This window comes from Rhizobium sp. BK060 (assembly GCF_014193145.1).
Lineage (GTDB): Bacteria > Pseudomonadota > Alphaproteobacteria > Rhizobiales > Rhizobiaceae > Rhizobium.
The window spans coordinates 122,842-148,643 of sequence record NZ_JACHYW010000016.1 but is presented as its reverse complement, the minus strand read 5'-3'; the positions used below and the strand labels follow the sequence as shown (position 1 = coordinate 148,643).

23 protein-coding genes are annotated in these 25,802 nt (G+C 60.0%); 15 read left to right on the top strand and 8 right to left on the bottom strand.

The window, feature by feature from the left end:
- Nucleotides 1–39 precede the first annotated feature (39 nt).
- Nucleotides 40–1,536 carry an AMP nucleosidase gene (gene amn / locus FHT71_RS18875; protein ID WP_183721381.1) on the top strand — a complete coding sequence of 499 codons (1,497 nt, stop codon included), beginning with the start codon at nt 40–42 and terminating at the stop codon, nt 1,534–1,536.
- Nucleotides 1,537–1,545: 9 nt separating this feature from the next.
- Here the strand turns inward: amn and FHT71_RS18870 are convergent, their stop codons facing one another.
- Nucleotides 1,546–1,770 (bottom strand): hypothetical protein, encoded by a 225-nt coding sequence (locus tag FHT71_RS18870; RefSeq protein WP_132591679.1) that lies wholly within the window; start codon nt 1,768–1,770, stop codon nt 1,546–1,548.
- Nucleotides 1,771–1,918: 148 nt separating this feature from the next.
- On the opposite strand from FHT71_RS18870, the gene FHT71_RS18865 reads away from it, so the two are divergent.
- From FHT71_RS18865 to FHT71_RS18850, 4 genes are read left to right on the top strand one after another with little or no spacing between them, the layout of a single operon-like run.
- Complete coding sequence (locus tag FHT71_RS18865; protein ID WP_132591677.1) at nt 1,919–2,278, top strand: YciI family protein; 360 nt, start codon at nt 1,919–1,921, stop codon at nt 2,276–2,278.
- Nucleotides 2,279–2,288: 10 nt separating this feature from the next.
- Entirely contained in the window at nt 2,289–2,648 is a 360-nt protein-coding gene (locus tag FHT71_RS18860; protein ID WP_132591675.1) for a YciI family protein, read from the top strand.
- A gap of 4 nt (nt 2,649–2,652) precedes the next feature.
- Nucleotides 2,653–3,012 (top strand): YciI family protein, encoded by a 360-nt coding sequence (locus FHT71_RS18855; RefSeq protein ID WP_132591673.1) that lies wholly within the window; start codon nt 2,653–2,655, stop codon nt 3,010–3,012.
- A 3-nt stretch (nt 3,013–3,015) separates the two neighbouring features.
- Nucleotides 3,016–4,260, top strand: coding sequence for an RNA polymerase sigma factor (locus FHT71_RS18850; protein WP_132591671.1), 1,245 nt, complete (start codon nt 3,016–3,018; stop codon nt 4,258–4,260).
- Here FHT71_RS18850 and FHT71_RS18845 read toward each other — a convergent pair.
- Entirely contained in the window at nt 4,228–5,190 is a 963-nt protein-coding gene (locus FHT71_RS18845; protein ID WP_132591669.1) for a lysylphosphatidylglycerol synthase domain-containing protein, read from the bottom strand. The genes FHT71_RS18850 and FHT71_RS18845 overlap by 33 nt on opposite strands.
- Nucleotides 5,191–5,259: 69 nt before the next feature.
- On the opposite strand from FHT71_RS18845, the gene FHT71_RS18840 reads away from it, so the two are divergent.
- Entirely contained in the window at nt 5,260–6,276 is a 1,017-nt protein-coding gene (locus FHT71_RS18840; protein ID WP_132591667.1) for a glycosyltransferase family 2 protein, read from the top strand.
- Nucleotides 6,269–7,765, top strand: a complete 1,497-nt coding sequence (locus tag FHT71_RS18835; RefSeq protein ID WP_183721379.1) for a glycosyltransferase family 39 protein — start codon at nt 6,269–6,271, stop codon at nt 7,763–7,765. The genes FHT71_RS18840 and FHT71_RS18835 overlap by 8 nt, the downstream gene beginning before the upstream one ends.
- 9 nt (nt 7,766–7,774) lie before the next feature.
- On the opposite strand, the gene FHT71_RS18830 is transcribed toward FHT71_RS18835, so the two are convergent.
- Nucleotides 7,775–9,142, bottom strand: a complete 1,368-nt coding sequence (locus FHT71_RS18830) for an aspartate aminotransferase family protein (protein WP_183721376.1) — start codon at nt 9,140–9,142, stop codon at nt 7,775–7,777.
- An 83-nt stretch (nt 9,143–9,225) separates the two neighbouring features.
- Here FHT71_RS18830 and FHT71_RS18825 point away from each other — a divergent pair, with 83 nt between their 5' ends.
- Nucleotides 9,226–10,578 (top strand): glutamine synthetase family protein, encoded by a 1,353-nt coding sequence (locus FHT71_RS18825; protein WP_183721373.1) that lies wholly within the window; start codon nt 9,226–9,228, stop codon nt 10,576–10,578.
- 101 nt (nt 10,579–10,679) lie between these two features.
- Here the strand turns inward: FHT71_RS18825 and FHT71_RS18820 are convergent, their stop codons facing one another.
- Entirely contained in the window at nt 10,680–11,624 is a 945-nt protein-coding gene (locus FHT71_RS18820) for a diacylglycerol kinase family protein (protein WP_132591659.1), read from the bottom strand.
- Nucleotides 11,625–11,934: 310 nt separating this feature from the next.
- Here FHT71_RS18820 and FHT71_RS18815 point away from each other — a divergent pair, with 310 nt between their 5' ends.
- On the top strand, nt 11,935–13,155 hold the full coding sequence (locus tag FHT71_RS18815; RefSeq protein ID WP_132591657.1) for an MFS transporter: 1,221 nt from the start codon (nt 11,935–11,937) through the stop codon (nt 13,153–13,155).
- On the opposite strand, the gene FHT71_RS18810 is transcribed toward FHT71_RS18815, so the two are convergent.
- Nucleotides 13,123–13,527 (bottom strand): helix-turn-helix domain-containing protein, encoded by a 405-nt coding sequence (locus FHT71_RS18810; RefSeq protein WP_132591655.1) that lies wholly within the window; start codon nt 13,525–13,527, stop codon nt 13,123–13,125. The two genes, FHT71_RS18815 and FHT71_RS18810, sit on opposite strands and share 33 nt — an antisense overlap.
- A 103-nt stretch (nt 13,528–13,630) precedes the next feature.
- Here FHT71_RS18810 and FHT71_RS18805 point away from each other — a divergent pair, with 103 nt between their 5' ends.
- Entirely contained in the window at nt 13,631–14,644 is a 1,014-nt protein-coding gene (locus tag FHT71_RS18805; protein ID WP_132591653.1) for a zinc-binding alcohol dehydrogenase family protein, read from the top strand.
- 286 nt (nt 14,645–14,930) lie between these two features.
- Nucleotides 14,931–16,307, top strand: coding sequence for a magnesium transporter (gene mgtE / locus FHT71_RS18800; protein WP_132591651.1), 1,377 nt, complete (start codon nt 14,931–14,933; stop codon nt 16,305–16,307).
- Between the two features lie 31 nt (nt 16,308–16,338).
- Here the strand turns inward: mgtE and FHT71_RS18795 are convergent, their stop codons facing one another.
- Nucleotides 16,339–16,812, bottom strand: coding sequence for an Lrp/AsnC family transcriptional regulator (locus FHT71_RS18795; protein ID WP_007801298.1), 474 nt, complete (start codon nt 16,810–16,812; stop codon nt 16,339–16,341).
- 146 nt (nt 16,813–16,958) lie between these two features.
- Between FHT71_RS18795 and FHT71_RS18790 the strand changes: the two genes are divergently transcribed.
- A complete protein-coding gene (locus tag FHT71_RS18790) occupies nt 16,959–17,864 on the top strand; it encodes a DMT family transporter (RefSeq protein WP_132591649.1) in 906 nt (301 codons plus the stop codon).
- Nucleotides 17,865–17,987: 123 nt separating this feature from the next.
- Here FHT71_RS18790 and FHT71_RS18785 read toward each other — a convergent pair whose 3' ends face one another.
- Together FHT71_RS18785 and FHT71_RS18780 are read right to left on the bottom strand one after the other, a co-directional pair.
- A complete protein-coding gene (locus tag FHT71_RS18785; protein ID WP_246718028.1) occupies nt 17,988–18,452 on the bottom strand; it encodes a GNAT family N-acetyltransferase in 465 nt (154 codons plus the stop codon).
- Between the two features lie 9 nt (nt 18,453–18,461).
- A complete protein-coding gene (locus tag FHT71_RS18780) occupies nt 18,462–20,126 on the bottom strand; it encodes an electron transfer flavoprotein-ubiquinone oxidoreductase (RefSeq protein WP_183721370.1) in 1,665 nt (554 codons plus the stop codon).
- Nucleotides 20,127–20,373: 247 nt separating this feature from the next.
- Here FHT71_RS18780 and FHT71_RS18775 point away from each other — a divergent pair, with 247 nt between their 5' ends.
- The 3 genes from FHT71_RS18775 to FHT71_RS18765 all read left to right on the top strand — a co-directional run bounded on the left by FHT71_RS18775 (nt 20,374) and on the right by FHT71_RS18765 (nt 25,771).
- Entirely contained in the window at nt 20,374–21,162 is a 789-nt protein-coding gene (locus FHT71_RS18775; RefSeq protein WP_183721367.1) for an SDR family oxidoreductase, read from the top strand.
- Nucleotides 21,163–21,374: 212 nt separating this feature from the next.
- Complete coding sequence (locus FHT71_RS18770; RefSeq protein ID WP_007789193.1) at nt 21,375–22,658, top strand: efflux RND transporter periplasmic adaptor subunit; 1,284 nt, start codon at nt 21,375–21,377, stop codon at nt 22,656–22,658.
- Complete coding sequence (locus tag FHT71_RS18765; protein WP_132592025.1) at nt 22,655–25,771, top strand: efflux RND transporter permease subunit; 3,117 nt, start codon at nt 22,655–22,657, stop codon at nt 25,769–25,771. Before FHT71_RS18770 ends, FHT71_RS18765 begins: the two co-directional genes overlap by 4 nt.
- The last annotated feature ends 31 nt before the right edge of the window (nt 25,772–25,802 follow it).

Genomic DNA, 25,802 nt, shown 5'->3' with positions numbered 1-25,802 from the left:
CGTCGTTTGCTTGTTAAAAACAACACTCTATAATGGCGCATGAGCAAACGAATCTCTTCCCCTCTCGACATTTCGTCCCCCTCTCCTTTCGTTCCGCAAACCTTCGACGACCCGGTCAAGGCTGTCGACGTGCTGACGGAACTCTACGAGCGCAACACCACCTTCCTGATCGAAAGCTTCGCCAAGCTCGCCAAAGGCGCGCCGATAACATCGCGCTATCGCGCCTTATATCCGCAGGTCAGCATCGAGACGACCAGTTACGGCCACATCGATACCCGACTGTCCTACGGCCACGTCACCGCGCCCGGAATCTACACGACGACGATCACGCGACCGCAACTTTTCCGGCACTATCTGAAGCAGCAGCTAGGTCTGCTGATGAAAAATCACAACGTGCCCGTCATCGTCTCTGAATCGGCAACGCCAATTCCCCTGCATTTTGCTTTCGGAGAGGGCGCGCACGTCGAGGCATCCGCCGCGGCATTCATGGACATTCCGATGCGCGATCTGTTCGACACACCGGACCTGAACACGACGGACGACGAAATCGCCAACGGCGAATACATTCCGCCGCCGGGCGAACCTTCGCCGCTTGCTGCCTTTACGGCGCAGCGCATCGACTATTCGCTTGCGCGGCTTGCCCACTACACCGCGACCGGCGCCCAGCACTTCCAGAATTTCGTGCTGTTTACGAACTACCAGTTCTACATCGACGAGTTCTGCACTTGGGCACGCAAGCTGATGGCAGAAGGGGGCGATGGCTATACGGCCTTCGTCGAGCCCGGCAACATCATCACGCATGCCGGCTCCAGTCAGCCCGAGACCGACGTTACGCTTGCACGCCTGCCACAGATGCCTGCCTACCACCTGAAAAAGAAGGGGCATGCCGGCATCACCATGATCAACATTGGAGTCGGTCCGTCCAACGCCAAGACGATCACCGACCACGTGGCAGTGCTTCGCCCGCATGCCTGGCTGATGCTCGGCCATTGCGCGGGCCTGCGCAATAGCCAGCGCCTGGGCGATTACGTCCTGGCACATGCCTATATGCGCGAAGACCATGTCCTGGACGACGATCTGCCCGTCTGGGTGCCCATTCCGGCGCTGGCGGAAGTCCAGGTCGCCCTTGAGGGGGCCGTTGCAGAGATCACGGGCTATGAGGGCTTCGAATTGAAGCGCATCATGCGCACTGGCACGGTCGGCACGATCGACAACCGGAACTGGGAATTGCGCGACCAGCGCGGCCCGGTCAAGCGTCTGTCCCAGGCTCGTGCCATTGCGCTCGACATGGAATCGGCGACGATTGCGGCAAACGGCTTCCGCTTCCGCGTGCCCTACGGCACGCTGCTCTGCGTATCCGACAAACCGCTACATGGCGAATTGAAGCTGCCGGGTATGGCGACTGCCTTCTACAGGACGCAGGTCAACCAGCATCTGCAGATCGGTATCCGTGCGATCCAGAAGCTCGCCGCGATGCCGCCGGAAGCGCTGCATTCGCGCAAGCTCAGAAGCTTCTTCGAAACGGCCTTTCAATAGGCCGTTTCGTTACTGGCGTGTGGCGGCAACCGCATTGGTAGCGAGCTGACGCTCATAACGCTCACCGGCAGTATCAAGCACTAGGATAGCAACCGCCAGGAAGGCTGCGGCCGCAGCAAACCGGGTGATCACGGCCCCCGTCGTCGGCAATTCCGCATCGGCCCGATGATGCTGCTTTTTCTGTTGGCGACCTGCGCGGGTGCAGTTCGCCAGCACAATCTCGAAAAGACCCATCGTCGTCACTCCATGTTGCTGACGACACTTGGTCGAAACCAGCCTGCTTGTTTCGACGCAAACTTCCGTAAAAAGATTCTTTCGCATCCTGTCGAAATCGCCCTAGGCTGATCGTCCAATGATTATTGGCAGCCAGGGAGAGCGAACGATGAAATATCTCTGCCAAGTCTGGTTCGAGCCTGCAAAGCTTGAAGCCATGACCGATGAAGAGAAAAGGAATCTCGACAGGGCGTCCCTCACCTACGACGATGATCTGACCGCCAGCGGGCATATGCTTGCCGCGCATGCGCTGCAATCACCGAAGAATGCCGTAACTGTCCGCGTCCGCAACGACGAGATGTCTGTGACTGACGGGCCTTACGCGGAAACGAAAGAGCAGCTCGGCGGCTTCATTCTGATCGATGCGAAAGATCTGAACGATGCCATTCGCGTTGCGGCCGGCATCCCACTCGCAAAATTGGGATCAATCGAGGTTCGGCCGATCTACGATATTCCGGTCCACAATTGAGGGAGACGTTATGAAATATCTCTGCCAGATCTGGTTCGATACCGAGAGGAGCAAGCTCGTACCGCAGGAAGAGTGGAATGCGCTGACGCAAGAATGCATCGTAAGCGACGACCATTGGCGAGACCGCGGCGTCCTGCAAGCCGCGCTTGCCCTACACGCACCCGAAACGGCCGTAACCCTGCGCCTGAAGCAAGGCGTCACGACGGCAACCGACGGCCCCTTCGCCGAAATCAAGGAACACCTCGGCGGCTTCGTGCTGATCGAAGCCGCGGATATGGAGGAAGCCAAGGCGATCGTCTCAACGTTGCCGATACTGAAGTACGCTGCGATTGAGATCCGCCCCGGCTATTCCATCAAAGACGGAAGGTGATGCCATGCGCTATGTTTGCCTGATCTACAATTCGGCTGATATCGACGGTCGCCAGACCGCGGCCGAAACCGAAGCCGTCGTTCGCGCGCATTTCAGCTTTGACGAAGACCTGCGCGATCGCGGTACGCTGGTCCATGCCGATGCTCTGGAAACGCCCGATAAGGCCGTCGTATTGCGGGTGCGTAAGAACGAGATCAGCATGACGGACGGTCCTTATGTCGAGACGAAGGAGCATCTGGCTGGCGTCTATGTTATCGATGCCTCGGATATGGATGAGGCCACAGCAATCGCCGCTGGAATTCCCTGCGCACAAATTGGTGCTGTGGAGGTCCGCCCGGTGAGGATATTGACACTACCGGAGTAGACCTTGGAACGTCTGATCGAGGATATCTACCGATCGCAATCTCGCCGGGTGCTAGCGACGCTCATCCGTCTCCTCGGCGACTTTGACAGGGCCGAAGAAGCCTTGCATGACGCGTTTGCGGCCGCTGCACGCACATGGCCTCGCGATGGTGTTCCGGCAAACCCCTTCGGCTGGCTTGTTTCCGCCGGACGGTTTCGCGCGATCGACCATATCAGGCGCCGGTCCCGTTTCGATATGTCTGTAAAAGATATCGAGGAAAGTCTGTACGGATCTTTCGACGAAACGGAGATCGGCAACATGGATCTGATCGAAGACGACATGCTCCGCCTGATCTTCACGTGCTGCCATCCGGTGATACCGGCTGACGCGCAGATGGCGATGGCGCTCCGCGAGATATGTGGGCTCACGACCGAGGAGATCGCTCACGCGTTTCTCGTCCCCGCCCCCACCGTGGCACAGCGTATCGTGCGGGCAAAGAACAAGATTCGCACGGCTAAAATTCCCTACGAGGTCCCGGAGCGTGGCGAACTGCCCGAGCGGCTCGACCGGGTGCTGCATGTCATCTATCTGGTTTTCAACGAGGGCTACTCCGCTTCGTCCGGCGACGAAGTTGTCCGAGCCGACCTGACCTTGGAAGCCATCCGCCTCACACGGCTGCTGGCGCGTCTCTTACCGCATCCCGATGTCTCTGGATTACTTGCCCTTCTGCTGCTTCAGGATTCGCGTCGCGCCGCCAGGCGAAGCTCGGAGGGAACCCTCATTCTCCTGGTCGATCAGGATCGCAAGCTTTGGGACCGGGAAAAGATTCGTGAGGGTCTCGCACGCCTCGAGGGCGCGATGCGGAATGGCGAGGTTGGCGTCTACACGCTGCAGGCGGCCATCGCCGCAGAGCACGCGCAAGCCGAAACGCCTGAAAAAACAGACTGGCGGCGCATCGTCAACTACTACGATCTCTTGCTATCAGCTCAGTCGTCGCCGATTGCCGAACTCAACAGGGCAGTCGCAGTGGCGATGGTGGAGGGAGCCGAAAGAGGTCTGCAACTCGTTGACGCAATCCTGCAGGCAGGAGCGCTGGAGAGTTACCACCTGGCGCATTCGGCCCGCGCCGATTTTCTAAGGCAACTGGGACGGAGAGCGGATGCGATTGCGGCATACGAGGCAGCCCTGGGGCTATGTCAGCAAGCGCCCGAGCGGGCATTCCTGAAGAAGCGAATCTCAGAGCTTTCGGTTGCGACCGAGCGGCAGTGATATTGCCGTCCCTGTCAGGGCCGAAACGATGATCAGCAGATGTGCATTGATGCTTGCCTGTGCCAAGGCAGCGAGCGCCGTCTTTTCACTGGACGCACCAAGGGCGACGGCACCGGCGGTTATCCCAGCAGGATAGGTGCCGACACCACCGGGCGCATGCACCGGAAGCACCGACGAAAGCTCGCCGCCAAGCGCGCCGCCGAAGCTTGCGGCCATCGGCAAAACACCCATGAGATTGAGGGCCCAAGCAAGTACCAACACCTTGACGAGCCAGTTGACAACGGTCATCACCCAGGCGCGCGTGAAAGCCGCGGCATCGACCGGGAGCCCCCTCTCGATTTCGACCACGAGCTTCTGCGCCTTCGCCGGCAGAATCCTGCTCGCAAACCGCAACAAAGGTTGCCTGAGTGCAAAAGCGGCCACTGGAAGCGCCAGGAGGGCGGTCCAAACAAGCCATGCAATGATCTGGTGCGGTGATGCGATTGCAAAGCCTATGCCGGCGGCAGCCAGCAAGGCGTGCAGGTCAAGCAAACGCATCACGAAAAGCGCAGACGTGCCCCGCGCCAGCGGGATACCGAACTCGGTGCGCATCAAGACCGGAAAGCTGGTTTCTCCGGTTCGAAACGGCAGCATGATGTTCAGGAGGTTGTGGATCTGCGTAACGCGGAAGAGTATTTTGAAGCGCCCGGCCGTCTCACGCGGGAAGTAGTCATAGATGCGCCAGGTCCTGAGGAAGTAGGTGCTGGTAAGCAAAGTCAGGGCGCTGACAACCGAGATTGTACCCACTTCAGCCCATTGTCCGAGAATGACCGACCAACCCCAGAACCACTGGATGAAAAGCGCATAAGCGGCCACAATTGCGATCGTCAGCAGCGTCATTCGATTGCGGATAAACCAGGATTGTCGGCTGGCAACAACCGGAAACTTCATATAGTAGGCTTTCCTGACTATTGCGGCTGAAGCCGCCTGCGCCCGTGCGCCTTGTAGGAGAAATCAAACGTGCAGACAACGGTAGACTCGCGTCAAGGCCTCGTGGAAGCGATGCGGCCGGTCGAATTGTCGCTGGTTGTGCCTGTCTTTAACGAGGAAGAGAGCGTCGGCCCACTTATCGATCGCATCTGCTTGGCCATGACAGGTTATCCTGATCCCTGGGAACTGATCCTGATTGACGACGGCAGCACGGATGCGACACTAGCAAATGCGCGCAAGAATATCGGCCGCGAGGGCCTTGTCCTGCGGATTGTCGAGCTGCAGCGCAACTTCGGCCAGACTGCCGCAATGCAGGCCGGTATCGACGCCGCGACAGGGCGGTTGATCGCCACCATGGACGGCGACCTGCAGAACGATCCGAAGGACATTCCGTCCATGGTGGCTGAACTCGAGCGCCGCCAACTGGATCTTCTCGTCGGCTGGCGCAGGAACCGGCAGGACGGCCTGCTGCTGCGCAAGATCCCGTCATGGTGCGCCAACTACCTGATCGGGCGCATTACCGGTGTGAAACTGCACGACTATGGCTGCAGCCTGAAAATCTACCGTGCCTCGATCATCAAGCAAGTGAAGCTGATGGGCGAAATGCACCGCTTCATCCCCGCCTGGGTTGCCGGCGTCGTGCCGAGCTCGCGCATCGGTGAGATGGTCGTGACCCACCATGCCCGTCAGCACGGGCAGTCCAAGTACGGCATCTCGCGCACCTTCCGCGTTATCCTCGACCTGCTCTCTGTCATGTTCTTCATGCGCTACAAGGCACGGCCGGGCCACTTCTTCGGCTCGCTGGGCCTCGGCCTCGGTGCGATCTCCGCGCTGATTATGCTGTATCTGTTCATCGACAAATTCATCCTGGGCAACGATATCGGCACCCGCCCGATGCTGATGGTCGGCGTCGTCTTCATGCTTTCGTCGGTCCAACTGATCACGACAGGTATTCTCGCAGAGATGATCGCCCGCACCTACTATCGCGACGACACCTCACCGAACTACATCGTCCGCCAAGTCTTCGATGGAAGCGAGAATGCGTAATCTGCTGGCTCGGAAGCCGGATACCATTGTCCTTCTGCTGGCGGCATATTTCGTTGTCAGCTTCATCGTCCGTCTGCTGGTGCCAAACGGCCTGCGAGTAGATGAATCCCAGCAGGCGTTCTTCTCGCAGTGGCTCGTTGCCGGCTACGACACTCAGCCGCCGCTCTATAATTGGTTCCAGGCCATGGTCGTGTCCGTCCTCGGACTGTCGATCGCAACGATTGCCGCAGCCAAGAACCTGGTCCTGTTTTTTCTTTTCCTGAGCTACTACAAGCTCGCAAAACTCGTACTCGATGACCGGTTGTTCGCCGCCATCGCGACGCTTTCGCTGTTCGTGATTCCGCAGGTTTTCTGGCAGGCACAAAGGGACCTGACCCATACGGTCGCCCAGATGCTGATGATCAACCTGCTTCTCTACAGCATCGTCAAAACGCTGAAGGCGCCGTCGCTGCTCTCCTACGTGATGATCGGCGTGACGCTTGGCCTCGGCATGCTGACGAAGTACAACTTCACCCTCGTTGTTACCGCCGCACTGGTTGCGGTGTTCCTGCATCCGGACGGACTGAAGCGGCTGTTCGACAGGCGTTTTCTGTTGTCGCTGGCTATTGCGGTCCTCATCTTCCTACCGCATGGCCTTTGGCTGCTCGACAATCTAGGCTTGGCCGCAACTCGCACATTAAATACCATGGCGCAAGAAGCGCCCACCGGCACACTCGCTAAGCTGATCAAGGGGCCGACAGAGTTCTTCGGGCAGGTCCTCGTGATCATGGCGCCGCTCGTTGCGGTATATGCGATCATCTTCGGCAAGAAATTTCTCCGCAATTTGCGACCGACGACCGTTTGGGCTCACTTTTTCGACACCATCTTCCTGGTGATTGGGCTGCAGGTTCTGTTGCTGGTTTTCGCCATCGGCATAACGTCCATGCGTGACCGGTGGGTGCTGCCCCTCCTATTCCTGATGCCGATCGCATTTTGCCTGAAGATGCAGGCGCGCGGGATTCGAGCCGAGGATTTCGCGAAGCGCTTCTTTGTCGTGCCGCTTGCAGTGATGATCGTGGTGCCGTCGCTGGTTTTCGTGCGCGCGAATGTACCGACGCTTTTCGGTCGACCGGAGGCCTACAATGCGCCCTACGAGGAGTTCGTCAGCAGGATTCTTGCCGAGGAAGGCAAGCGCCCCGGGCTCGTGCTAACCGATGGCTGGGCCGCATCCGGCAACCTGCGTCTGCAACTACCCGACGTCCCAACGCTATGCACGTTTTTCGGCAATCTGGAAGTCGACCATGAGTGGACGGCCGAGAAACCAATCCTAGCCGTCTGGCTCACCTCCAAGGAGGGGACGGCTTTGCAGCCGGAATTGGATGCATGGGTACAGAGAAATCTCGGCTCGCAATATTCGGCTGTGGCGGTGAAGCACATGAGTGTCGGCTATGTTTACGGACGACCGGAAGACCAGCGCCTCTTCGGCTACGCTTGGATCTATCCACGCTGACTGTAGCACCTACCTTCTCAGTTCCTGCCATGCGGCATCAAGCGCGATCTTCGTAATACGCGCCATCTCATCCACCTCCTCGTACCTAATAACGAGAGGCGGTGAAGCCAGCATCCGGTCTCCCGTGGCGCGCAGAACAAGTCCGTTCGCGAGAGCATGATTGCGCACGAGCGCGCCGACCGCATCCGGCTTTTCGAAGCGCATGCGGCTTGCCTTGTCAGCAGTCAATTGAAGCGCGCCCATGAGGCCGACGCTCACGGCCTCGCCAACGAGATCGTGCTCACCAAGAGCGCCCCAGACCGTGCCAAAGTACGGACCGATGTCGTCACGAACGCGTTCGACGAGCCTTTCGTCCTCGATGATGCGGAGATTTTCGAGCGCTGCGGCGGCGCAGACGGGGTGACCGGAGTAGGTGAAGCCATGGTTGAAGTCCCCGACCTCGTTGATCAGAACGTCAGCGATTCGGTCGCTGACGAGCACGCCACCGATCGGGAGATAACCCGAGGAAAGTCCCTTGGCGATCGGTGCCAAGTCAGGTTCGACGCCGAAATACTGATGGCCGAACCATTCCCCTAGACGGCCGAAGCCGCAAATCACCTCATCGCAGACCAGGAGGATGTTGCGCGACTTGCAAATGCGGGCGATCTCCGGCCAGTAGGTTTCGGGCGGGATGATGACACCTGCGGCACCCTGAATCGGCTCAGCCACGAACGCCGCGACATTCTCTTCGCCGAGTTCGTCGATCTTCGCCTCCAGCTCACGTGCCACCTTCAGGCCGAACTCGGCCTGAGACAGCTCGCCGCCCTCGCCGTACCAGTAAGGTTGTCCGATGTGCGCAATTCCCGGTATCGGCAGGTCGCCCTGCTCATGCATATACTTCATACCACCGAGGCTGGCGCCGGCAACCGTAGAGCCGTGGTAACCGTTCTTCCGGGCGATCACGATCTTCTTCGAAGGCTTGCCGACCGCGCTCCAATAGACGCGTGCCATACGAAACCATGTGTCGTTCGCCTCGGAGCCTGAGCCGGTGAAAAAGACATGGTTGAAGTCAGGCCCGGCGCGGGATGTGACCTTCTCGGCCAGCAGTGTGGTTGGTGTCGTCGTCGTGCCGAAGAAGGTGTTGTAATAGGGCAGCTCATTCATCTGCCGGGCAACGGCGTCGGTGATCTCCCTGCGCCCGTAGCCAACGTTGACGCACCACAGTCCTGCAAAGCCATCCAGATAGCGTTTGCCTTGGCCGTCCCAGATATTAACTCCCTCGCCGCGCTGAATGATGCGCGTGCCGTCAGCATTCAGCTTTCCCATGTCGGAGAACGGATGCAGGTGATGTGCCGCGTCGATAGCGGCGAGATTGGAGCGCGCGTAAGTATCGGACATGATTTGCAAAACACCTTCGGAGATTGAAAGCCTCTTCCCAATAGGCTACGACCTTGGCCTTCTCCGCGGGGATTTTCAAGATCATGGCAGACGACAAGATTCATGGCACGACAGTGGGTGGCGACCCGCGCATCGAGCTCCTGCTCGTTGGCATGAATGGTGACCTGCGCGGGAAGCAGATTCCGCTCGATACCCAGAAGAAGATCTGGGACGGCGAAGTGCGTCTGCCGTCGTCGACGCAGTCGCTCGATATCTGGGGCGACGACAACGACGACATTACCGGCCTCTCGCTTTCCGTAGGCGATCCGGATGGCAATTGCATTCCGGACGAGCGCAGCTTGGCTCCGATGCCATGGGCGCCCGAGGGTTCGATGCAGGTGCTTGCAACCATGCACGAGTTCGACGGCACGCCGAGCTTCATGGATCCCCGCGCTATCCTTGCATCCGTGCTGAAGCGATATGAAGCGCGCGGTCTGACGCCAGTCGTCGCGACCGAACTCGAATTCTACGTCGTCGAACCGGATTGGCGCGAGACCGGCCGGCCTTCGCCGCCTCTCAATCTCACTTATCGCGGCGAGCCGAACGGCTTCCAGCTCTACGACATGAGCGCCGTCGATGCGCTCGACGACTATCTGCAAACCGTACGCTCCTATGCCAAGGCGCAAGGGTTGCCGGCGGATGCGACAACGGCGGAATTCGGCCCCGGACAGTTCGAGATCAATTTGCTGCATCGCCCCGACGCCCTCGCCGCCGCCGACGACTGCATCTGTCTGAAGCGTATTGTGGAACAGGCTGCGCGCAGGCACGGGCTAAAGTCGACCTGCATGGCCAAGCCCTACTCCGATCATGCCGGTTCGGGCCTTCACGTACACGCCAGCGTCATCGACAAGGATGGAAACAATATTCTCGATGCAAAAGGCGACGAACCGCGAAAGCTGAAATCCGTCTGCGCCGGCCTGCTTCAAACCATGCGGGATGCGCAACTCGTCTTCGCACCGTTCGCCAACTCCTATCGTCGCTTCCAGCCCGGCTCGTTCGCCCCAGTCGACCTGACCTGGGGCTACGGTCACCGTGGCACGGCGGTCCGCATACCCGATCTGAATGGCCCGGCCGCTCGCATTGAACACCGCGTGGCCGGAGCCGACGCAAACCCCTATCTGCTGCTTGCTGCCATTCTCGGCGGCATGCTGCTTGGCATCGATTCCGAGCTCGATCCCGGCGAGGAGACGACGCCGTCGCACACGCCTGCGCATACGACGCAACTGACCCACGACTTCCTGACAGCCATCGAAACTTTCAGGGCGTCGCCGTTCATCGCCGACATATTCGGGGATCGCTACCAAAAGCTCTACGGAGACACCAAGCGTAAGGAGGCTATCACCTACCTGCGCACGGTCTCCGACTTCGACTATCGCACCTACCTACCGCGCCTGTAGTTGACGTCTTTCAATGCTTGACGATCATCGGACCTGTAAGTGCGGCGATCAGGCTGCCGCGCGTCAAGTACCCGGTCTAAAAATCCCGCAACATGGAGTTGCTAGGGAGCGACTTCGCGCCGCTCGGCTTCGTTAATCTGCGCAGCAAGTCCTTGCTGGACCAAGACCTTGAGTTCGCCGGGATGCAATCTCAACGCAACGTCCCGCTCCAGAGGACGCAACTCGCCATCCATCACGCAATTCGCCTTTGAATGCAGCTTTGGAAAGTGCAAATGCACTTGTGCCGGATGCATTATCATGACGTCCGCATTCTCCTTCACCTTGCCTCTCAAGAGGTCGACCGCCAGGCGTGCGACCCCGAGCGGTTTCAGCGGCTTAGCGGTATAGAAGCCTAGTTCGCCGCTGGTCAGGCTGTCTGCATAAAGCAAGGCATTCTGGCCGAAAGGGTTGTTCGAAACCGAGACCGCGGAAACGCGGCGGCGCTCGTAAACGCCCGCGGCTTCAAAGTCGACCTCGAATTCGGGCGGATTGAGCACGACACCGAAGGCGGCACGCGCGCTTGCTCCCAGCTTTCCGAGACGCGAGCGGTATGTGTAGGAATTTCGATAGCGCACCATGCGCGCATGGAGCCCGGCTGAGAATTGATGAATGAACGGTCGCCCGTTGGCGCTGGCAATATCAACCTGGTCGACTTCGCCAAAGGCGAGTGTCTCAAGCGCCAGCCAGATATCGAGGGGAACGCGCAAGGAACGGGCGAAAAGGTTCATCGTTCCGGCAGGCACCACGCCGAGTGCCACACCGTTCTTCCAAGCAATGGACGCCGCCGCCGAGATGGTGCCGTCTCCGCCGCCGGCGACGATGCCGTCGATGTCGTCGCGGCGAGCTGCACGCTCCATGGCCGGCACGACCTCCTTGCCGGAAAAGACGATCGCATCGAAATCATGGCCGGCCTCTCTGAAGACCGTTTCGGCCCGGCTTTCATAGGCCTCCATATCGGTGGTCCTGAACGTCCCGCCATCTCGATTGAAAAAGCCGATAAGTTTCATAGAGTTCCTGTAATCCGCGGCGAGAGGCGACGGCCTATCCCGCGCTGCTAAGAGATGGTTCTTGCACCAGCGATTTCAAGCTGAAGCGCGCTCCGCCGACTTCAGGAGCGGGAACTGCCAAATTTGCAAGGGACGTATGCATATCGGGGAACGCTGCACTGCAGAAAACGCACTCGACGCCGCGCAGCCATCCGTCGATAGATAAGACAATGGAGGATACCTCCATTTCCCTTCATCTCCGGCTTACCGGTCATGGCTGCGCACGCGCCCTCGTCCCGTACGTCACGCATCGAATGCCAAGGAGTGCCTCTTGAGTCAGGTCGCCGTAAACGATTCCATTGAGACGAGCTCTGTGGTCGAAGCGCCATCGCCGATGGCGATCGCACTCGTGCAGGTGGCGCTTGCCTGCGGTGGCTTTGGCATCGGCACCGGCGAATTCGCGATCATGGGCCTGCTACCTAACGTGGCCGACACGTTTTCTGTGACGACGCCGCAGGCAGGCTACGTGATCAGCGCCTATGCACTCGGTGTCGTTGTCGGCGCTCCGATCATCGCGGTGCTTGCTGCGAAAATGGCGCGCCGCTCGCTGCTCCTGCTCGTCATGGGCATCTTTGCAATCGGCAACATCTTGAGCGCGATGGCCCCCACCTTCGAGAGCTTCACGGTGATGCGCTTCATAACGGGCCTGCCGCATGGTGCCTACTTCGGCGTCGCCGCGATCGTCGCTGCATCCATGGTGCCAACGCACAAACGCGCCCGCGCTGTCGGCCGCGTCATGCTCGGGCTGACGGTTGCGACCCTGCTCGGGACGCCGCTCGCCACCGTGTTCGGGCAGTCGCTCAACTGGCGCCTTGCCTTCACGATTGTCGGCATCGTCGGCCTTCTGACGGTTGCTCTGATCTGGCACTACGTGCCGCGCGACCGTGTTGCCGAGGGTGCAAGCTTCAAGCGGGAACTCGGGGCCTTCAAGCGTCCGCAGGTCCTGTTGACGCTCGCCACGGCATCCGTCGGCTTCGGTGGGATGTTTGCCATGTTCAGCTACATCGCGCCGACCACAACGCAGGTCACGATGCTGCCGGAGAGCATGGTCGCCGTGATGCTGATCATCTTCGGCATCGGCATGAATGTCGGCAACGTCGTCGGCTCCTGGCTCGCCGACAAGTCGCTGATGGGAACGATCGGCGGCAGCCTAGTGTTCAACATCGTCGTGCTGACGCTGTTCTCCCTGACGGCGGCCAATCCCTTCATGCTGGCGCTTTGCGTATTCTGCATCGGGTGCGGCTTTGCCGCCGGTCCCGCCGTCCAAACCCGGCTCATGGATGTCGCCGCGGATGCGCAGACGCTTGCTGCGGCTTCGCACCACTCCGCGTTCAACATCGCGAATGCGCTGGGGGCTTGGCTTGGTGGACTGGTCATTGCACAGGGTTACGGCTTTGCCGCCACTGGCTACGTCGGCGCGATCCTGTCGTTTATCGGTGTCTTTGTGTTCGCCGCGTCTCTAAGCCTCGACCGCCGCGGCCGGGGCGCCTGACACAGCCGAAACGTCGCGAAGGTAGCGGCCTTCCGGCAGGCAGAAGACATTTTCTTCACCCCAGGCGGCAAGCGCCTTGATGACCGGATTCAGCGTTTCGCCGAGCGGCGTCAGCGCATAGTCAACACGTGGGGGCACGACGGGAAAAACCGTGCGCGAGACAAGGCCGGATTCCTCAAGCTCGCGCAGCTGCTTCGTCATCATCCGCTGGGTTACCGAGGGCAGCTTGCGACGCAGTTCGTTGAACCGCAACGTCCCGCCCATCAGATGAAACAGAATCACGCCCTTCCATTTGCCGTCCAGAAAACTCAATGTCGCTTCGACGGGGCAACCTGGAAAGTTGCGGGTCAGCTTGGCGCGGGGAAGCGACATTTGACGGTATCCTTTTTGGTACTACGTACAGAATTTGTGCATTCTTGTGCTTATCGAGCATAGGACGCATCTAGCCTCTGTGCAACGAACACAGGAGTTTCCCATGCGCGCCGTCGCCTACAAGGTCCCCCAGCCCATCTCCGCCGAAACGTCGTTGATCGACATCGACCTGCCGATTCCGGTAGCGAAAGGCCACGACTTGTTGGTCGAGGTCAAGGCGGTGTCGGTCAATCCGGTCGACGTGAAGGTGCGCGCAAGCGTTGCGCCGGCGGCGGACGAACTCAAGGTGCTCGGATGGGATGCCGCGGGCGTCGTCAAGTCCGTCGGCCCGGAGGTCACGCTGTTCAAAGCCGGTGATGAAGTCTTCTACTCCGGCGTCATCAACCGCCCCGGCTCGAATGCCGAATTCCACCTGGTCGACGCGCGGATTGTTGGACGCAAACCGAAGACGCTCGACTTCGCCTCTGCTGCGGCCCTGCCTCTGACGTCGATCACGGCTTACGAGGCGCTTTTCGACCGGCTGAGAGTACAAGATCCGGTTCTGGGGGCGGCACCGGCAATCCTCATCATCGGCGGCGCTGGAGGCGTCGGATCGATCGCGATCCAGATCGCACGTGCGCTGACTGACCTGACGGTCATCGCAACGGCATCCCGGCCCGAAACCAGCGAATGGATCAAACAGCACGGCGCCCATCATGTCGTCGACCATTCGCAGCCTATTGCAGCACAGGTGGCGGCACTTGGCCTCGGCGCCCCCGGCTTTGTCTTCTCGACGACCAATACCGACCAGCACATCAAGGAGATCGTCGAGGTCATCGCGCCGCAGGGCCGCTTCGCGCTGATCGACGATCCGAAGACGCTCGACATCGTGCCGTTCAAGCGGAAGGCCGCGTCCATCCATTGGGAGCTGATGTTCACGCGGCCGCTGTTCGGCACGCCAGATATGATCGAACAGCACAAGCTGCTCAACAAGGTTGCCGAACTTGTCGATGCCGGCAAGATCCGCACGACGCTTAGCGAGACGCTTGGCCCGATCAACGCTGCCAATCTGAAGAAAGTGCACGCTATGATCGAAAGCGGTCGGACGAAAGGAAAGCTGGTCCTGGAGGGCTTCTAACGCCTCCCGTAGTTCAAACAAAAGCTGCTCGAACGAAGTGCCGCGCCAGCAGGTGCGGCATTCTGGCACGAAGCGCCTCAAGCGCTTGACTCTTCTGCCAATTGAGACCACCTACAGCATTACGCGGATTGCAACCGTTTTCCGCGGATATCAACGGAGCCATCATCACGATGCCAAGCGACAGTAGCAGTCGATTGCCTTTGCCGTACGCGGCCCTCGTGCGCTGACCGACTCCTGTCGGGCTCGCCCGTCGGACGCTACGGCGGATCGACGGAAAGGCGAGCCTATGAACATCAATCGCTTCCCACTGCGGGCGGGCCATGCCGCTCGTTTGTTCAGCAACGACCACCTCGGCGCCATTACCACGGCCGAGCGCGTCGAACGGCTGAACGCACTTGAAATCCCCGAAGCCGCAGCAATCCTGGTTACGCTGCCGCAGCAGAAGGCTGTCCGTATTCTCGGCCGCCCTGAGCTGCACAATGCCGCCGCGATCATCGCTGAAATGCCGGTCGAGCTAGGCGCTCGCCTTCTGAACGCCACGGCGAACGACCGCGTTGCGGACCTCTTTCAGGAAATGAACGAGGAGGCCCGCGCGCATCTTTTCTCGCGGCTTGACCGTACGACATGCCTCGCCGTCCAACATCTGATGGGCTACCCGCCCCGCACGGCCGGTAGCATCATGACGACGGAGTTCGTCAGCGTGCCCGACACCTGGACCGTCGAGCAGACGCTGGAGCATGTGCGCAAGGTCGAGCGTTCGCGCGAAACGGTCTACGCCATCTACGTCCTGGATGCGGTGAGCCACGTTCTGACGAGCGTCGTTACACTGCGCCGTCTAATCACCGGCGATCCCGGCGAACCTGTTTTGACCGTTGCGCAGAAGGAAGGGGTTGTTCGTGCCGATCCGCTGATGACGCAGGAAGATGTCGCCCGGCTGATCCGCAAGCACAATCTGCTGGCCCTGCCTGTCGTCAGCGAAGACGGAGACATGCTCGGTATCGTCACGGTCGACGACGTGATCGACACGATGATCGCCGACCAGACCGAGGACGCCCACAAGTTCGGCGGTATGGAAGCGCTCGGCAAGCCGTATATGAAGATCGGCTTTGCCGGCATGATCCGCAAGCGCGCAGGCTGGCTCTGCGCCCTCTTCCTCGGCGAAATGCTGACGGCAAGCGCCATGCAGCATTTCGAAGGCGAACTGGAAAAGGCGATCGTACTGACATTGTTCGTGCCGCTGATCATGAGCTCGGGCGGCAATAGCGGTTCGCAGGCAACGTCGCTGATCATCCGGGCGCTGGCGCTCGGCGAACTCAAGCTCTCCGATTGGTGGCGCGTGCTGCTGCGCGAACTGCCGACGGGCATCGTGCTGGGCTCGATCCTCGGCCTCGTCGGCTTCGCCCGCATCGCGCTCTGGCAGAATGTTGGCCTCTTTGACTATGGTGAGCACTGGGTCCTGGTCGGTTTCACGATCTTTACCGCGCTGATCGGCATCGTGACCTTTGGTTCGATCTCCGGCTCAATGCTACCTTTCATCTTGCAGAAGCTGCGGCTCGATCCGGCCAGTGCTTCCGCTCCGTTTGTCGCAACTCTTGTCGACGTGAGTGGACTGGTGATCTACTTCTCGGTCGCGGTGCTGATCCTCAGCGGCACCCTGCTCTGAACATGCTAACGGGGCCCAATGGGTCCCGTTTTCATTTCGGCTCTGGCAACTTCAATGCCCCATGGGTCTTCATGCTGCGAATGGCGAAGTTCGAGCGGATGTCGCTGACATTCGGCAACGTCAGCAGCGTGTCCGTCAGCAGCCGCTCGTAGGCAGCGAGATCCTCAACCACCACCTCCGCCAAGAAGTCAGCTGTTCCCGATATCAGAAAACATGACACGACTTCCGGAATGGCGAGCAAGGCCGCCTCCTGGGCCTGTGCGTTCTCGCGGCTGTGATGCGCGACCTTCAGTTCGACAAAAACAGTCAAGCCGAGACCGACTTCCTTGCGGTCGATGTCAGCGCGGTAGCCACGGATGACGCCGGTCTTCTCGAGATTGCGGATTCGACGCAAGCACGGCGATGGCGACAGATTGACCTTCTCGGCAATCTCCACGTTGGTCGCCCGTGCATCCTCCTGCAAGCACTGCAGTATCGCCAGATCGAATTTATCAAGACTTGGCATGATTGATAACGCCTTCCGCAGATTTTGGCAGATAATTGCTTATTGTATTATTTTGACGGCACAGATAGCAAGGACATGCCTCAGCGTTCCGACCTATTCTCTTCTCAACCGGACAGTCTGCGGACGGCCATAAGAGGAGAGATCAGATGAGTGCCCTTGCCTTCACGAACAACGAAAAATCCACGTCGATACCCATGGGCTATGCCGGTGCCGTCGTCACGGTCCTGATCTGGGCGACGTGGATCCTGGCAACCCGTCACAGCGCCGCGACACAGCTGGGAACGATCGATATCGGGCTGATCCGCTACGGCGTTCCGGCACTCATTCTGGCGCCCGTCTGGCTGAGAACCGGACTGCTGCCGAGAGGCGTGCCGCTCGGCCTGCTGGCCACGATGTTCGCCGGTGCGGGCGCCATCTTCTTCCAGTTGACCACGTCGGCAATCCATTCGACCCCGGCATCTGCGGCTGGCATCCTCCTTGGCGGCTCTATGCCACTCGCAACTGCCCTCATTGGAGTCGCCATCTTTCGGGAACGACCGGACTCCATGCGTGTGCTCGGCCTGGCCGCGATTGTCGCGGGTGTGGCCATCCTGCTTATTCGCAGCCTCGCGGGGGCGGCTCTTCCCTGGAGCAGCTTCGTCCTGCTGCCGATGGGAGCAATCCTCTGGGCAAGCTACACGCACGCATTTCGCCGCTCCGGCCTGACGGCCGTACAGGCCAGCGCGCTCATCGCCATCTGGTCTTTCCTGGTCCATGTCGGCCTTGCTGTCGTCTTCGGCACGTCGATTACCAGCGCACCGTTTGCCGAAATAGGCCTGCAGGTCTTGAGCCAAGGCGTTCTTTCCGGCCTTGTTGCGACGGTCGCCTATGGTCTTGCCGTTCATGCTCTGGGCGGCACGCAGGCAGCAGCCTTCACGGCGATCACGCCGGTGCTGGCGACGATCGGCGGCGCAATGCTGCTTGGAGAGGAGATCGGCATCGCAGAGATTGCCGCTGCCGTGATCACCGGGCTCGGTGTGGCATTCTCGACCGGTATCGCCTCGCGGCGATAGCTCAACACATATCATTGGGTCGGCGCTCATTCCGCCGGCCTATTTCCTTTTTCCGCGGCGCCTCGATTGACTCTTCAAAGGGCAAGGACCATCGCGACCCGCCGTTCCGGGTCCATCCCAACCTCAATTTCCTGATCCAGCTTTTTCTGCAGGAACTGCGGTACGGCCTCCGCCCTCGGCAACACAAAGCCGAGGGTCATAGAAGGGCGCATTAAACGGAACGTTGCGCTCGGTTGTCAGCGTCAGCGCCCTAAGCCGACATGCGCGGGCCATCTCGATCGCAGCCGACATCAAACGCCGCCCGACGCCCCTGCGCTGCCAATCCCGGCAAACGTCCAGTTCGATCACATAGAGCGTGCCTGCGATCTCCTCCGCCGCGAGAAAGCCAACCGGCCAATCATCGTCATCGGCGGCAACAAGCAGCAGGCCCGCGTCGAGCGATTCCCGCAGAATATCTTGCGGAAGCGCGTGTGGTTCCCTGACGACGCCGAGCGCCTCCGCCAGTGTCGCGAAGGCGTCGATTTCGATCTCGGTCAGGCGCGGCAATTCATCGAGACGCGCCTGCCGTATGATGCAGGCGTCGCTCATGCCTGCACCCTACATATTCGGATAGACGGGCCCCTCACCGCCCTGCGGCGGAACCCAGTTGATGTTCTGGTTGGGGTCCTTGATGTCGCAGGTCTTGCAGTGGACACAGTTCTGGGCGTTGATGACAAAGGTCTCCTTGCCATCCTTCTTAACCCATTCGTAGACGCCCGCCGGACAGTAGCGGGTCGAGGGGCCGGCATAGACGTCATGCTCGGACGATATCTGTAGCTCCATGTCCTTGACCTGCAGGTGCACCGGCTGGTCTTCCTCGTGGTTTGTGTTTGACAGGAACACCGAGGAGAGACGGTCGAAAGTGAGAACGCCATCGGGCTTCGGATAGGCGATCGGCTTATGCTTGGAAGCAGGCTCCAGCGACGCCGCATCCGTCTTGCCATGCTTCAGCGTGCCGAAGAGCGAAATCCCGAAGAGCTGGTTGGTCCACATGTCGAGGCCGCCAAGCGCCACACCGATCGCCGTGCCGAACTTCGACCACAGCGGCTTGACGTTGCGCACCTTCTTCAGATCCTTGCCGATGTCGCTCGAACGCCAGTCGTTCTCGATCTCGACCACCTCGTCATTGGCGCGACCAGCGGCGATCGCGGCAGCGATGCGGTCCGCCGCCAGCATGCCCGACAGCACCGCATTGTGGCTGCCCTTGATGCGCGGCACGTTGACGAAGCCCGCCGAACAGCCGATCAGCGCGCCGCCGGGGAAGGACAGCTTCGGCACCGACTGCCAGCCGCCCTCGGTGATCGCGCGCGCACCGTAGGACAGCCGCTTGCCGCCCTCGAATGTCGTGCGGATCGCCGGATGCGTCTTGAAGCGCTGGAATTCTTCGAACGGATAAAGGTAAGGGTTCTTGTAGTTCAGGTGGACGACGAAGCCGACGGCAACGAGGTTGTCTTCCAGGTGATAGAGGAAGGAGCCGCCGCCGGTCTTCATACCGAGCGGCCAGCCGAAGGAGTGCTGCACCAGACCTTGGCGGTGGTGCTCCGGCTTGACCTGCCAGAGTTCCTTGATGCCGATGCCGAATTTCTGGGGCTCCCGATCCTTGGAGAGATCGAATTTGGCGATCAGTTGCTTGGCGAGCGAGCCGCGCACGCCTTCGCCAATCAGCACGTACTTGCCGAGCAGCGCCATGCCACGGGTGTAATTCGGGCCGGGCTCGCCGGTCTTCTCGATGCCCATGTCTCCGGTGGCCACACCGATGACCGCACCCTCGTCATTGTAAAGCACTTCGGTTGCGGCAAAGCCCGGATAGATCTCGACGCCGAGGGCTTCGGCGTGGGTGGCCAGCCAGCGACAGACGAGCCCAAGCGATACGATGTAATTGCCGTGATTGCTCATCAGCGGCGGCATCAGGTTATTCGGCAGGCGCACTGAGCCTGCCGGACCAAGCACCAGGAAGTGGTCGTCCTTCACCTCCGTCTTGAACGGATGGTCTGCTTCCTCACGCCAACCGGGCAGCAGACGGTCGATGCCGATCGGATCGACGACGGCACCCGACAGGATATGCGCTCCGACTTCGGCGCCCTTCTCCAGAACGACCACCGAGAGATCCGGATTGACCTGCTTCAGCCGGATCGCGGCGGAAAGCCCCGCAGGACCGCCACCGACGATCACCACGTCAAATTCCATGCTCTCGCGCTCGGGCAGTTCAGTCGTATCGGTCATGCATCCATCTCCGCTTGGCCGACATTGCGGCCATATTCCCCGTGATGGGGTTATCTCTTGTCAAAACGAAGGGCTATTGTCGAGCCGGGAAACGACAGCGAATCCCCCAATTCGCGCAACAGTATTTCTAGCGCCAGATAAATATATGCACCTTACGTAAACGTCAAACGATAAACAAGTGGCGAGCGCCGCTTTCGTCGCCACTCTACTCGCCGTATAGAGAGACGGACGACAGGAGGAATTCGACATGGATCTCGGCATCAAAGGCAAGCGCGCACTCATTCTAGCGTCGTCGCGCGGATTGGGTCATGGTATCGCCGCGGCTTTGGCGCGCGAGGGGGCGAATGTGCTCCTTTGTGGGCGGAGCGGCGAAACACTGGAGGCAAATTGCCGCGCCATCAACGCCGAAGGAATTGGCAAGGCCGATTGGATCTGGGCCGATCTCTCCGACGAGAATTTCGTGGAGACCGTAACCGCCGCCGTAGGCGACAAGCTTGGCGGCGTCGATATCCTAGTCAACAACACCGGCGGCCCGACGCCGGGAACGACGCAGGACATGACGACCGAAAAACTGGAAACCTATTTCTTTTCGATGGTGCTGCGGGTGATTGCGCTCACCAATGCACTGCTGCCACCTATGAAGGAACAAGGTTGGGGGCGTATTCTCACCGTCGCATCATCGGGCGTCATCGAACCTATCGCCAACCTCGCGCTTTCGAACACGCTGCGCCCTGCCCTCGCCGGTTGGAGCAAGACGCTGGCAACAGAGATCGGACGCTTTGGAATCACGTCGAACCTTCTGCTTCCCGGAAGCATCCTGACCGGTCGCCTCGACGACCTCGATGGCGCCGCGGCCAAAAGGACAGGCAAAAGCCTCGATGAAATCCGTTCGGCAAAGGAAGCTGCTATTCCCGTCGGTCGCTACGGAACGATCGACGAGTTTGCGGCAGCCGCCGCCTTTCTTTGCAGCCAGCGCGCGAGTTACATCACCGGCAGTCTTGTGCGCTGCGATGGCGGCGCTGCCCGTTCCGTCTGATTGAAAAGGGGAAACTGCGAGAATGTTTGCGATTGAACCTTCGCAATGCCTATAAAGGGTCACATCAGCACATTCTTTCATTACAGAAATTTAAGCTATTATAACCACTTAGTGATGGCCGCTTGGCTAATTGTGTCTTTTTTGCGCCGTAATAAGCGTGGTTCAATAGAGCCTGGATTTACGCGCAATTTGCCCCCAACCCGGTCTCGCTCATGAAGAAATTTTTGGTCACGGTCTGCATCATCGCTGCTGCCAGCATTGGCGCATGGCAATATAGGGAACGCATCCCTTATCTTTCTCAATTTTTACCGAAGACGCCGCAACAGGCCGATGCGGTCGACGGTGGCCTCCAAACGGCCGGCGATGCCTCCCAGAGATCCAGTGATCAAAAGGGCGGCGGCAAGGGCCGCAACCGCAACGGCGGGCCAACGCTGGTAAAGACGGTCGCGGTGGTGAAGACCATCCTGCCGCGAGATGTGACGGCCTCCGGCTGGGCTGATGCGGACGACACCACGACGATCGCGGCCCAGGAACAGGGGATCGTTACGAAGATCCTCGCGTCGGACGGCGCCACTGTCAAACAGGGAGACCTGATCGCCGAGCTTGATGCCCGCACGGCACAAGCAACGGTCGACAAGGACAGCGCCATGGTCGTCCGCGACCAGGCCACCCTGGCGGAGGCCGAGACAGCGTTGGCACGCGCCAACGACTTGCTGAGCTCAAAGGCCGGTACACAGCAAAGCTACGATCAGGCGAAGGCAGCACGCGATACGGCGGCGGCCACGGTCGAGGCGGACAAGGCGGCGCTGGCGGCCGATCAGGTTCTGCTCGAGCACACCGATATCCGCGCGCCCTTTGACGGACGCCTCGGCGACATCTCGGTGAGCCCCGGCGCCTTTGTGAACGCCGGCTCGGCGATCGTAACGATCGCAAAGTACGATCCGATCTATGTGAAGTTCCACCTGCAGGAGCGCGATCTGAGGCAATTGAAGCTCGCCCTCGCCGCAGGGCCGGTGGATGTAAGCACGGTTCCGCAATCCAATAAGGGCAAGCCGCGCCAGGGCCATATCAGCTTTTACGACAACGCCGTCGATCCCGCTTCCGGCACCATTCTCGCGAAGGCGAAATTCGAGAACGCGTCCGGCGCCCTCTGGCCCGGTCAGTCGGTCAACATTGTCGTCCACTTCAACAACAATGAGCAGCAAGTCGTCGTTCCGACAGTGGCGGTCAGCCCGGGCGCGGACGGTTTCTTCGCCATTGTCGCGCGCGATGGGAAAGCGCACGTGACGCCTGTCACCGTGGCGCGTGCAAACGGCGGCTTCACGGCCATCTCAAAAGGCCTCGCGGAAGGCGATCACGTCATCATCGAGGGCCAGGCTCAGCTGGTTGATCAGCAGGCGGTGAAGGAACAGTTCGACGACAAGGCATTGAACGTTGCCTCTGCGGACCAAACCTCGGGCAAGACCGAAATCATCACAGCGGGCACGGAACAATGATACCGAATTTCTGTATCCGACGTCCTGTCGCGACAACGCTGCTTGCCATCGGCGTCGTGCTTGCCGGCCTTGCTGGCTATCAACTCGTACCGGTGGCAGCCCTGCCGCAGGTCGATTTCCCGACGATCAACGTTTCCGCCGCCCTGACAGGCGCCTCACCGCAGACGATGGCGACCTCGGTCGCCACGCCGCTGATCAAGCAGTTCCAGACAATTCCCGGCATCAGCGAAATCAGCGCCACGAACTCGCTCGGCAATACGAGCATCGTTCTGCAGTTCGACCTCAACCGCGATATCGACGCGGCGGCTGCCGACGTTCAGGCGGCGATCTCGCATGCGACGCGCCAACTCCCCGACAACATGACGACGCCGCCAAGCTACCGCAAGACGAATCCCGCGGATGCTCCGGTCATGCTGCTTGCCGTGCAGAGCGACACCATGCCCCGCAGCAAGCTCGATGAGATTGCCGAAGACATCATCTCGCCATCCCTCTCGACGCTTCCCGGCGTCGCCGAGGTTTCGGTATTCGGCGCACAGACCTACGCGGTTCGGGTCGAGGTTGATCCGAATAAGCTTCTCAACCGCGGCATCGGCATCGACACGGTCAACCAGGCGCTGGTTGCGGCCAACAGCCAGGTTCCCGTCGGCTCTCTACAGAACAACACGCAGAGTATGACGATCAATGCGAACACCCAGCGGACGAATGCCAACGAATTCCGCACGCTGGTGATTGCCAATCCGAACGGCGCGCCGATCCATCTCGGCGATGTCGCCGACGTGCAAGACAGCGTCGAGAATCTGAATACCGGCAGCTGGTACGATGGTAGCCGCGGCATCATTCTCGCCATTCAACGTCAGCCCGATGCAAATACAGTTGAGGTTGTCGACGCGATCAGAGCGAAGCTGCCGGGCCTGCACGACGAGATTCCGGCCTCGGTTTCGACGAAGGTCATGAACGATTCAGCGCAGCCAATCAAGGACGCGATAGCGGACGTCAAATTCACGCTACTCCTGACAATCGGCCTCGTCGTCCTGGTTATCTACCTCTTCACCGGCCATCTAACGGCAACGATCATTCCCGGGCTCGCCGTACCACTATCGTTGATCTCCACCTTCGGCATGATGTATGTGCTCGGCTACAGCATCGACAACATCTCGTTGCTCGGACTGACGCTTGCCGTCGGCCTTGTGGTTGATGACGCGATCGTCATGCTGGAAAACATTCTCCGGCATGTCGAGGAAGGAATGCCGGTTCTCGATGCGGCGATCAAGGGCGCCGGCGAAGTCAGCTATACCATCATTTCGATGTCCGTATCGCTGATTGCCGTCTTCATTCCGATCCTGCTGATGGGCGGCGTCGTCGGCCGTATATTCAACGAGTTCGGCATGGTCGTTGCCATTGCGATCGTGGCCTCTGCAATCGTTTCGCTCACAGTGACGCCGATGTTGGCGTCGCGCCTCGGTAGCGGCCACGAGCGGCCCCCGCTCTTCATCCGCTGGTTCGACGCCGGTTTCGAGCGGACGCTCAGAGGCTATGAGAGATCGGTCGGCTGGTGCCTGGAGCATCGCCCGACGGTTCTTGCACTGTTCGTGGCGTCGGTCGGGTTGACCATCTACCTGTTCATGACGCTGCCCTCGAGCTTCTTCCCCACCGAAGATATCGGCCGCCTGAACATCACGACGCGCGCTCGTCAGGACATTTCCTATCCAGCAATGCAGGCGCTGCAGAACCAGGCCGCAGAACTCGTGAAGCAAAACTCCGCCGTCAACCACGTGATGTCGATCGTCGGCGGCAATGCACGCAGCCCACTCAACAACGGCACTATGTATGTCGAGCTCAAGGACAAGGATCAACGTCCGCCACTTGATCAGACCTTGAGGGAGTTGCGAGCGAGCATCAGCAAGATTCCGGGCCTTCAGGCATACATAACGCCGCAGCAGAGCCTCCGCTTCGGCGGCCGCCAGACGGCGAGCCAATACCAGTTGGTCGTCCAGGCACTGAGCGCCGATCAGACGAACATCTGGGCAAACAAGATCCAGCAAGCGATGCGCGCCGACCCGCGTTTCACTGACGTGGCTTCCGACGCGCAGAACAACGCATTGCAAGCCAATATCGTCGTTGACACCGAGAAGGCGGCGGCCTTCGGCATCACCGACGGACAGTTGCGTACGACGCTGCAGGAAGCCTTTGGCGGCTATACGGCGGCACAGATTCAGTCGACCGGCGACAGCTATGACGTGATCGTGGAATATGACACCAGCAAGCCATGGGACGATCAGAAGCTTCAGGAAATCCGCGTCGCGTCCAACGGCGGCGCCCTGGTTCCCCTGTCGAACTTTGCGACGGTCCAGCGCACAACAGGCCCGGTGACCATCAATCAGACCGGTCAGCTTGTCTCGACAACGGTCTCGTTCAATCTACCTGCAGGCGAAGCGCTCGGCGATGCCACAGCCGCGATCGACCAGATCAAGAAGGATATCAATATGCCCGCGGACGTCTTCACGTCCTACGGCGGCACCGCGCAGATATTCCAGCAATCTCAGGGCAACACCCCGCTGCTTATTCTGGCGGCCGTGCTGACCATCTATGTCGTGCTCGGCGTCCTCTACGAGAGCTTCATCCATCCGTTGACGATTCTTTCAGGCCTGCCGGCTGCGGCACTCGGCGCCTTGCTGGCACTGAAGGTGATGGGCTTCGATCTTTCGATCATCGCCCTCATCGGCCTGCTGATGCTGATCGGCATCGTCAAGAAGAATGCGATCATGATGATCGACGTCGCATTAGAAAATCTGCGCTCCGGCAATGGCATGTCGCCGTCGGAAGCGATCCACGAAGCCTGCGTCCGACGCTTCCGCCCGATCATGATGACGACCTTCTGTGCCCTCCTCGGCGCACTTCCGATCGCGCTCGGAAGTGGGGCAAGCTCGGAACTACGCCAGCCGCTCGGCATTGCAGTCGTCGGCGGTCTTGTCGTGTCGCAAGCGCTAACGCTGTTCATCACCCCGGTTATCTTCGTCGAAATGGGCAGGCTTAGCGATTGGCTTCTCAGTCTCGGTCGCAAGAAGAAGACCGAGCACAATGAGGACACGCCTCAAGCAATAGCTGCCGAATGAACGAGAAGCGGGCGTAAATGGCGCCCGCCGC